This window comes from Hyphomonas sp. (assembly GCF_037969335.1).
Lineage (GTDB): Bacteria > Pseudomonadota > Alphaproteobacteria > Caulobacterales > Hyphomonadaceae > Hyphomonas.
Map to the genome: position 1 here is coordinate 1 of NZ_JBBKXE010000145.1, position 9,606 is coordinate 9,606.

General features: G+C 60.0%; 10 protein-coding genes. 7 read left to right on the plus strand and 3 right to left on the minus strand.

What is annotated here, in order from left to right:
• Both AADA04_RS10870 and AADA04_RS10875 read left to right on the plus strand, forming a co-directional pair.
• On the plus strand, window positions 1–360 hold a 360-nt coding region (locus AADA04_RS10870), incomplete at its 5' end, for a GDP-mannose 4,6-dehydratase (protein WP_340693289.1).
• A gap of 95 nt (window positions 361–455) precedes the next feature.
• Window positions 456–1,256: an SIMPL domain-containing protein gene (locus AADA04_RS10875; protein WP_340693290.1), complete on the plus strand. Its 801-nt coding sequence runs from the start codon at window positions 456–458 to the stop codon at window positions 1,254–1,256.
• 72 nt (window positions 1,257–1,328) lie between these two features.
• Here AADA04_RS10875 and AADA04_RS10880 read toward each other — a convergent pair whose 3' ends face one another.
• Together AADA04_RS10880 and AADA04_RS10885 are read right to left on the minus strand one after the other, a co-directional pair.
• Window positions 1,329–2,291 carry a KpsF/GutQ family sugar-phosphate isomerase gene (locus tag AADA04_RS10880; protein ID WP_340693291.1) on the minus strand — a complete coding sequence of 321 codons (963 nt, stop codon included), beginning with the start codon at window positions 2,289–2,291 and terminating at the stop codon, window positions 1,329–1,331.
• 88 nt (window positions 2,292–2,379) lie between these two features.
• Window positions 2,380–3,579 carry a D-alanyl-D-alanine carboxypeptidase family protein gene (locus AADA04_RS10885; protein ID WP_340693292.1) on the minus strand — a complete coding sequence of 400 codons (1,200 nt, stop codon included), beginning with the start codon at window positions 3,577–3,579 and terminating at the stop codon, window positions 2,380–2,382.
• 229 nt (window positions 3,580–3,808) lie between these two features.
• On the opposite strand from AADA04_RS10885, the gene AADA04_RS10890 reads away from it, so the two are divergent.
• From AADA04_RS10890 to AADA04_RS10910, 5 genes are all read left to right on the plus strand, one after another.
• The gene (locus AADA04_RS10890; RefSeq protein WP_340693293.1) at window positions 3,809–4,246 is read left to right on the plus strand and encodes a phasin family protein; all 438 of its coding nucleotides are present in this window, start codon (window positions 3,809–3,811) and stop codon (window positions 4,244–4,246) included.
• Between the two features lie 145 nt (window positions 4,247–4,391).
• On the plus strand, window positions 4,392–4,793 hold the full coding sequence (locus AADA04_RS10895; RefSeq protein ID WP_340693294.1) for a DUF1499 domain-containing protein: 402 nt from the start codon (window positions 4,392–4,394) through the stop codon (window positions 4,791–4,793).
• A 76-nt stretch (window positions 4,794–4,869) separates the two neighbouring features.
• Window positions 4,870–5,247 carry an ATP-dependent Clp protease adapter ClpS gene (gene clpS, locus AADA04_RS10900; RefSeq protein ID WP_340693295.1) on the plus strand — a complete coding sequence of 126 codons (378 nt, stop codon included), beginning with the start codon at window positions 4,870–4,872 and terminating at the stop codon, window positions 5,245–5,247.
• Window positions 5,248–5,280: 33 nt separating this feature from the next.
• Complete coding sequence (gene clpA / locus AADA04_RS10905; protein ID WP_340693296.1) at window positions 5,281–7,596, plus strand: ATP-dependent Clp protease ATP-binding subunit ClpA; 2,316 nt, start codon at window positions 5,281–5,283, stop codon at window positions 7,594–7,596.
• 134 nt (window positions 7,597–7,730) lie between these two features.
• Window positions 7,731–8,933, plus strand: coding sequence for a serine hydrolase domain-containing protein (locus AADA04_RS10910; protein WP_340693297.1), 1,203 nt, complete (start codon window positions 7,731–7,733; stop codon window positions 8,931–8,933).
• 31 nt (window positions 8,934–8,964) lie between these two features.
• On the opposite strand, the gene AADA04_RS10915 is transcribed toward AADA04_RS10910, so the two are convergent.
• Window positions 8,965–9,606, minus strand: a 642-nt coding sequence (locus AADA04_RS10915) for a mechanosensitive ion channel family protein (RefSeq protein WP_340693298.1), incomplete at its 5' end; no start/stop codon positions are given.

Genomic DNA, 9,606 nt, shown 5'->3' on the forward strand with positions numbered 1-9,606 from the left:
GATTATGACACGCCCGATGGCACCGGCGTGCGCGACTACCTGCATGTCGTGGACCTGGCCCGGGCGCATGTCTTGGCGCTGGAGCGGTTCGAACGCGAGCCGGGGGCGATTACGGTCAATCTCGGTACCGGACACGGCACATCCGTTCTCGAGCTGGTTTCGGCCTTCGAGGCCGCGAGCGGACGCAAGGTGCCGATGAATTTCGGGCCCCGGCGCTGCGGCGACATTGCCGCGTTCTGGGCCGATCCGAGCCAGGCTGAAGCGTTGCTGGGGTGGCGGGCCGAATACAGCCTGGCCGAAATGTGCCGCGATCAATGGGCATGGCAAAGTCAAAACCCGAACGGCTTTGAGCTGGCCTGACTTCGCAATAAATTTTCTGACCGACGCAACGTTTGCCGTTTTGCGGCCTTAATCCTTTGGGAAACAGGGCTATCAACCAGAATGGAACTCCAGACATGCTGAATCAAAAGACACTGATCGCTGCGATGGGGGCCTGCGTGCTTGCGCTTGCACCGGCTGCCTGTGCGCAGATGCCAACGACAACCAAGGGGGCTTCAATGGCCGAGATGGGGCACCCGATGATGAATCCGAATTCAATCCAGCCTGAAACGACGCTGGACATTTCCGCTGAAGGCGAAGTGATGCGCGCGCCTGACATAGCCTATATCACGGCAGGCGTGCAGGCCGATGCCGAGACGGCCAGGGCAGCAATGCAGCAGCAGGCCAATGCCATGACGGGTGTCTTCGATGCGCTGGCCAAGGCCGGCGTCGCCAAGAAGGACATGCAGACTTCGAACTTCTCGCTGCAGCCGCGCTATACCTATGTCGAGATTGATGAGGGCAAGGGCCGCACCCGCGGCGAGCAGCGGCTCGATGGCTACACCGCCTCCAACCAGCTGACCGTGAAGGTGCGTGATCTCGACAATCTCGGGGCGACGATGGATAGCCTGGTTTCGGCCGGCGGCAACACGTTCTCGGGCATCAACTTTGCCCTCGACAATGATGATGAAGTGCGCGCCGAAGCCCGCCGTAAGGCCATGGAAAGTGCGATGTCCAAGGCCGAGCTCTATGCGGGAGCAGCTGGCCTCAAGGTCGCCCGTATCGTGACCATTTCGGAAGGTGGCGATTACAGCCCGCAGCCGATGGCCATGATGTCGCGCAGCAAGGAAATGGCGATGGATGCCTCGACCCCGATCTCAGGTGGCGAAGTCGGCTACACGGCGCGTGTGAACGTGACGTTCGAACTTGTGAAATAGGCCAGATCCAACGTGAAGGCCTGAATGGCGGCAGTTCCTGACGGGGCTGCCGTTTTTCGTGGGTGAATTCGGTCAGACATAGCCTTCGGCGAGCAGGTCTTTCATGTCGATGATGCCGATGGGGCGACCGTCTTCCACGACGAAGGCGTTGGAGATGCGGTGTTCGCTGAGGCGTTTGATGACGACGGCCAAGCGTTCTTCCGGCGAGATGGTGCGCGGATCGGGGGTCATGACGGAGGCGGCGTCGCCGCCGAGCTTGCCTGCCAGCATGGCGCGGCGCAGGTCTCCGTCTGTGACCATGCCGACGATGCGGCCATCCATGCCCAGGACTGCGACGCAGCCCTTTCTGCCTTCTGAGACGGCGAGGATCACGTCCTGCACACCGGCGTCTGTTGTGACGACGGGGATATCGTTGGGACGATCGGCGATGTAATCGCCTGCGGTCTGCAGTGAGCGGCCCAGCTTGCCGCCCGGATGGCGGCTGCCAAAATCTTCCCGGCTGAAGCCGCGCCGGTCCATCAGGAGGATCGTGAGGGCGTCACCCAAAGCCAGGGCCATGGTCGTGGACGATGTAGGCGCCAGACCATTGGGGCAGGCCTCGGCCACTGTGGGCATGTGCAGCACGACGTCGGACAAGCGACCGAGGGTCGAGTCGGGTGCGCGGGTCATGCCGATGACCGGGATGGCATGGCTGCGGCAGTAACGCAGGAGGTCGACCATCTCACGGCTTTCGCCGGAATAGGATATGGCGAGCACGACCGATCCCGGCGCGATCATGCCGAGGTCGCCATGGCTGGCTTCGGTCGGGTGAAGGAAGAACGAGGGCGTGCCCGTGGAAGCGAGGCTGGCGGCGATCTTCTGGCCGATATGGCCCGATTTTCCGACGCCGGCGACGATCACATAACGATCCGTGGCCATGATGATATCGGCGGCCCGGACAATGGTCTCGTCAATGCCGGCTTCGAGTTTCTCGAGCGCATCCCGCTCGATTCGGATGACATTGCGCGCGAGATCGATCTCTGACTCGGTTTTCAAGAACGACTCCCTAGAGGCTATGTGCACAGGCGTCTGCCCGATTGGGAGCGTTCGTCAAGCCTTGGCAGTGCGGATCGGCGTGCCGGGTCTATTGCGCGAACTGGCGGGATTCGTACTCGCTGACCGTAAAGGCGGGGCGTCCTGCGGGGATGACAACGGTCGCGCCTTCGAAACTGGTCGGTGTGGCGTCACCTTGTTCGAACTCCAGCTCTGGCAGCTGACCGGCGTCGGCCACCAGGATTTCACCGGCGTCCTCGGCATCTTCGTCTTCGGCCTCGGGTGCAAGTTCAGGTGTCGGCATTGGCGCAGGCAGGGTCTTGAACTTAATGGCCCGCGCCGTGTTGGCCACGCTGAGGCGCTGGCCGTTGAGCATGGGCTCTGCGGCCGCGTCGAGGTCGACTGACGCGCCGTTGAAGGCCGAGAAGGCCATCTCGATATTGCGACCCGGATCGGCAGGGTCATCCGGAATTTGGTAAGTATGGAAGGCGGCCTCGACGAGGGCTGCGACATGGGCATTCCGAGACTTGGATGTGCTGCCGCCGAGCATGATGGCGACGATCCGGTGACCGTCGCGCTTTGCCGAAGTCATCAAGTTGAAGCCGGACGCGCGAGTGTAGCCGGTCTTGATGCCGTCGACGCCGTCGACAGTTTCAAGCAGCTCGTTGTGGTTCTTGTAGGTCTTGCCGGCCCAGCTGAAACGCGGCTTGGAGAAATAGTGATAGGACTCGCCGTGATTATCGAGCATCGCTTCGGCAAGGATGGCGAGATCGCGCGCGGTGCTGACCTGGCGGCTGTCAGGCAAGCCGGATGCGTTGACGAACCGGGTGTTCTGAAGGCCGAGGCTCTGGGCTTTGATCGTCATGAGCTGAGCGAATCGGGTTTCGGTGCGACCGAGCCGTTCGGCGACAACGACGGCGACATCATTGGCTGACTTGGTGACGAGGGCGCCTATGGCGTCCCGGACGGAGATGGACGAGTTGGGCCTTAGCTTGAGATTGGACGGAGCCTGGCTAGCGGCGAAGCGCGATACCATCAGCCGTTCGTCCAGTGTGACTTCGCCAGCCTCCAGGGCATCGAACAGCATGTAAAGGGTCATGACCTTGGTCAGCGAGGCCGGATAGCGCGCGTCGTCGGCATTACGGGCGTGAAGGACTTCGTGCGTATCAACGTCGATAACGATGGAGGCGTACTTCTCGGCGAAGGCCACAGGCGCACACAGTCCCGTCGTGACGAGCATTGCCGCAAGGGCAAGTGTTCTTAACACTGGGGCTAAAGCACGCTGTTTCATTGTGGTCTACCTTCGAAAAAGTATTAACCCCGAGCCGCCCGAGGTTTACGATAGAGTCGCTGAAATGCGTTGACCAGACCTTAACGCAGAGTTGGGCATCAAATTTCGGCAATCTGGGCGTGACTGTGCAAAATTCGTGCAAAAATGCTTATGTTGCGGCGCACAAAATATGTTGCAATTGCGAGAAGATTGGCTATAATGTCACACAAATCAGGAAAAGGATCCGACCATGGCCAAGTCACCGAAAACCGCTCCCAAAGCAAAACCAGCCTCGTCCGCGAAAGCTGAGGCGCACGCCACAGAAGCTGCGACAAAAATGCTCGACGGCGGCATGGACAAGATCTCCGATATCGCCACCAAATTCGGCACCTTCGCTGAAGACGGTGTAAAGTCGATGACTGAGCGCGCTACGGCTTCGACCGAAGTGATGCGCACGATCGGCAGCCGAAACGTGGACTTCCTCACCCGCACGATCGAACAGGGCGTCGAAGCTACTCAGGCCATGACAACCGTGAAAGACCCGCGCAAGCTCATGGAAATCCAATCCGGCTTTGCAAAATCCCTGTTTTCGGCTTATACGTCAGAGATGAACGCCCAAGCTGAGCTCTGCATGCTCGCATGGCGTGACGCTGCTAAGCCCTTCACTGCGGCTTGGGCCAGCAAGTAAGCTCCTGAGGTCCGACAGGGTTCGCCCTGTCAGGCAGTAGAGTGGGTAGATTAAGAAGAGCCGGGCCTGTTTGGCCCGGTTCATTGTTATTGGGCCCCGTGTTTTTCGCGTGGCATCCGCCAGGCAAGGCGACTACGATAACGCCATGACCGATTTTACCGACTTCCAGACTTTCAAACGACCGGCGAAACCCAATAACTGGCTCGTCGCACCGGATGGTTTCGCCGACTCTGCCCTGCCGGACGAATCATCGCCGGTTTTCGACCGCACGCCGGCGGCGCTGTTTGAGGACATCATGCAGATGGTCGCGGCGCGTAGCGACTGGAAGATTACGGCGTCTGACCCGGCGGCAGGCCGCATAAGTTTCATTGCCGTGACCAAGCTGCTTCGGTTTAAGGATGATGTCGACATTCTGGTGCTGCCGGTCGCAGAGCACGACCATCAGTCGACGCTTGTCGTCTACTCGCGATCACGGGTCGGATATTCCGATCTTGGGACCAATGGCAAACGTGTGAACGCGCTGCTCAGTGCGCTCGCCATGCCCTAAAAGCAGGCAAGTCATGCTTTTGCCACGCTTGGTCCCTTCAATCTCACGCAGGAACGTATATCTTATGGCTATGACCATGACATCTGATCTTGTCCGGATGAGCGATCCGAACATGCCGGGTCCGCCGGCGGGCAATCCGCCCGGTGGTGGAGACGGCATCGGTGTCGACATCGTAACGCAGACGCGGATCAAGACAAAAAAGCCCTCGCTTTACCGGGTCTTGCTGTTGAATGACGATTACACGCCGATGGAGTTCGTCGTCTATATCCTGGAGCGCTACTTCAATCGCTCGCGGGAACAGGCGACCCGGATCATGCTGCATGTCCACCAGAAGGGCGTCGGTCTGTGCGGGGTCTACACCTACGAAGTGGCGGAAACTAAAGTCGCCCAGGTGCTTGACCTTGCCAAACGCCATGAGCACCCTCTCCAATGCGTTATGGAGAGAGAAGACTAGATTTCACCTCCGACCCCTGAAAGGTCCCCCAAAGTGCCACGATTGTCCCACTCTCTCGAAACCGCTCTCGAAAAGGCGCTCACACTCGCGTCCGAACGCGACCATGAGTATGCCACGCTGGAACACCTGCTGCTGGCGCTGACGGAAGACGAACACGCCCGCGAAGTCATGGGAGCCTGCAAGGTCGATATCGAAGCACTGATCGGCGACCTCGTACGTTATATCGATGAAGAGCTTTCCAGCCTGATCCTCGAAGAAAGCGAAGGGCGCGTGCAGCCGACTGCCGCGTTCCAGCGCGTTGTCCAACGCGCAATCCTGCACGTCGAAAGCTCGGGCCGCGATGAAGTGACGGGCGCCAATGTGCTGGTCTCGATCTTCTCCGAGCGCGAAAGCCATGCTGCCTACTTCCTGCAAGAGCAGGACATGACCCGCTATGACGCCGTGAACTTCATTTCACATGGCGTGGCCAAACAGCCCGGCATGTCACGCCCGACGAGCCCGCGTGGCGCCGAAGGAGGCGAAGAAGAAGCCGTGAAGCAGGGGCACGAGGCGCTCGACGCGTATTGCGTGAACCTCAATGCCAAGGCACGTGCCGGCAAGATCGATCCTCTGATCGGTCGCGACATGGAGGTGAACCGTTGCATTGAAGTGCTTTGCCGCCGCAACAAGAACAACCCGATTCTCGTGGGCGACCCGGGAGTCGGCAAAACGGCCATCGCTGAAGGACTCGCCAAACGGATTGTTGATGGCGAAGCCCCAGAAATCCTGGACGAAGCAATCATCTGGTCGCTCGACATGGGCGCACTTCTGGCCGGCACGCGTTATCGCGGTGATTTCGAGGAACGCCTCAAATCAGTGATGAAGGAGCTGGAGCAACAGGAAAAAGCCATCCTGTTCATCGACGAGATTCACACAATCATCGGCGCCGGTGCCACATCGGGCGGTGCCATGGATGCGTCGAACCTGTTGAAGCCCGCGCTTCAGAATGGCGGCCTGCGCTGCATGGGCTCGACGACGTTCAAGGAATACAAGCAGCACTTCGAAAAGGACCGCGCCCTGTCGCGCCGGTTCCGCAAGATCGACGTGGTCGAACCGACCGTGCCGGATGCGATCAAGATCCTGACGGGCCTCAAATCCCGCTTCGAGGATTTCCACGGCCTGCGGTACACGAATGATGCGATCAAGGCGGCCGTGGAATTGTCGGACCGCTATATCACCGACCGCAAGCTGCCCGACAAGGCGATTGATGTGATCGACGAAGCGGGTGCAGCGCAATGGCTGCTGCCAGCTAACAAGCGCAAGAAACAAGTCGGCATCCGTGATGTGGAAGCCGTGGTCGCCAAGATCGCGCGTATCCCGCCCAAGCAGGTGTCGAGCGACGATGTGATCGCACTGAAGTCTCTCGATACGGATTTGCAGCGTGTCGTGTTCGGCCAGGATGCCGCCATCACCGCTCTGTCGGCGGCGATCAAGCTTGCCCGGGCTGGCCTGCGCGAGCCGAACAAACCGATCGGCTCCTACCTGTTCACGGGTCCGACCGGCGTCGGCAAGACCGAAGTCGCCAAACAGCTCGCGTCCATCATGGGCGTCGAGATGCTGCGCTTCGACATGTCGGAATATATGGAGCGGCATACCGTTTCCCGCCTGATCGGCGCGCCTCCGGGCTATGTCGGTTATGACGAGGGCGGCCTGCTCACCGACGGCGTCGACCAGCACCCGCATTGTGTCCTTCTGCTCGACGAGATCGAGAAGGCCCACCCGGACCTGTTCAACATCCTGCTTCAGGTCATGGACAATGGTGCGCTGACGGATGCCAATGGCCGCAAGGTCGACTTCCGCAATGTCATCCTGATCATGACCACGAATGCGGGCGCATCGGATGCATCGAAGAATGCCATTGGCTTCGGCCGTGGCAAGAAACACGACGAGCAGGAAGAGGCGCTCAAGCGTCTGTTCACACCGGAATTCCGCAACCGTCTCGATGCGACGATCACGTTCGGCGGCCTGACGCCGGAGATCATCGACCGGGTGGTCGAGAAGTTCATCCTGCAGCTTGAAGTGCAACTGGAAGATCGCAACGTCGCGATCGAAATCACCAAGGCGGCTCGCGACTGGCTGGCCAAGCGCGGCTTCGATCCGGACATGGGCGCGCGGCCACTTGCCCGCACGATCCAGGAGCACGTCAAGAAGCCGATGGCTGAGGAGCTTCTGTTCGGCAAGCTTCAGAAGGGCGGCCTGGTCAAGATCGACATCGACAAGAAGGACGAAGAGAAACTCGCGTTCAAATATGTCGCTGAGCCAGCCAAGAAGCGCTCCGCCAAGAAGGATAGTACCGAAGAGCCCGCCTGATCGGCTTCTCGCGAACCGGATAGAATTTAAAGGCCGCCCTGCCATGCCGGGCGGCCTTTTCATTTGGCTCGCTTTTTGGACGACGGAAGCTAAGGTCCGTCCGAACCAAGTAAAAAAATCAGGGAGACATGACAATGGCGGGAACCGTGAAGGGAAACTGCGATCCGAAATTTGCTGCGCTGAGGGACGAGTTCGAGCGCAATTTCGCCGAGCGGGGCGAAGTCGGCGCGTCAGTCTGCCTGTCTGTGAACGGCGAAACCATGGTCGATCTCTGGGGTGGCGTTGCCAACGCCGCGACGGGCGATGCCTGGCAAGAGAATACCGTCTCCATCGTGTTTTCGTGCACGAAGGCCGCGACTGCGCTGTGCGCGCATATCCTGATCGACCGGGGCCTCCTCAAGCGGAGCGCGCTTGTCTCTGACTATTGGCCCGAGTTTGCAAAGAACGGCAAAGAAAAGACCACCGTCCAGATGATGCTGAACCATGAAAGCGCACTGCCGGCGCTGCGGGCCCCAGTGAAGCCCGGCGGGTTCAATGACTGGGATTACATGATCGGCCGCATGGAGGACGAGGAACCGTTCTGGGAGCCGGGCATACGCAACGGCTATCACATGGTCAATTTCGGCTGGACGGTGGGCGAATTGGTGCGGCGCGTCTCGGGCAAGTCGCTCGGCACCTTCTTCGCCGAGGAAGTGGCGGGGCCAACCGGCGCGCGATTCTGGATCGGCTTGCCCGACAGCGAAAAGCCGCACATCGCGCCAATCCTTACTTATGTTCCCAAGGACGGCGATGTTCCGACCGAGTTCACGCAATTGCTGATGACGGATCCGGCGTCGATCCAGCATCTCTCCTTCATGAATTCCGGCGGCTGGAGCCCGAACGATCCAGAGGCGCACAAGGCCGAGATCGGCGGCGCGGGAGGCCTTTCGAACGCGCGCGGACAGGTCGCTATGTATACGCCGCTTGCCTGCAACGATGGCAGCCTTGTCTCGCCGGACCGGCTGGCCAGCATGAGTATGGTGTCAACCGCCACGCAGCGCGATGCGACACTGCTGGTGCCGACACGCTTTGCTTCCGGCTTCATGAAGTCGATGGACAACCGCGCCTATCCGGCCGGCGACCAGATGACCGCGATCATGGGCAATGACGCGTTTGGTCATGTCGGCGCAGGCGGTTCAATCGGGTTCGCTGATCCTGAATGCGGTCTCGCCTTCAGCTATACGATGAACCAGATGGGCGCCGGCCTGCTCGTCAATGATCGTGGCCAGAGCCTGATCGACGCAGCCTATAAGGCGCTCGGCTATCGCACCAATGCACCGGGCGCCTGGGTGCGGTAGCGCATCCGGTTTGGCGAAGTCGATGACGGCGTCAGTTGTCCTTGTCGACCTCGCCTATGCCTCGCGGCTGCCTGGTATTTTCAATCGCCCTGCGGGCGCGCTCTGTGCTTTCGCTGCGCGCTGGCGGGGCTATGATTTCCGGTGGATCGGTTTGCTGCAGGTAGACTGTCTGGCTCGGGAAGGCGAAATCCGTGCCGGCCTGTGCGATGATATCCATCACCGCCACGGCAAACTCTTCCTTGATCTCCAGCCATTCACCCCAGTCTTTCGTGTAAGTGAAAGCATAGATCAGGTAATCGATCGAGCTGGCATTCAGACTGTCGATTCGGACGAACAGGGCGGCCTCGGGCGGCTTGACGAACCGCGGGTCGTTCCACAGCCAGGCTTCGATCTCGTCACGGATATATTTCAGCTGGTCGACCGTGGTCCGATATTCGACGCCGACAGCCCATTTGATGCGCCGGTATGTCATGCGCGAGAAATTGGTCACAGCCGCATCGGAGAGGGCGCTGTTGGGCACATAGACGGGGCTTTTGTCGAAGCGTCGCACCAGTGTTGAACGGAAGTTGATCTTCTCCACCGTGCCCTCGACCACGCCATCGACGCGAATCCACTCGCCCGGAATGAAGCGTTTTTCGGCGATGATGAGGATGCCGGAGATGAGGTTCTTGAA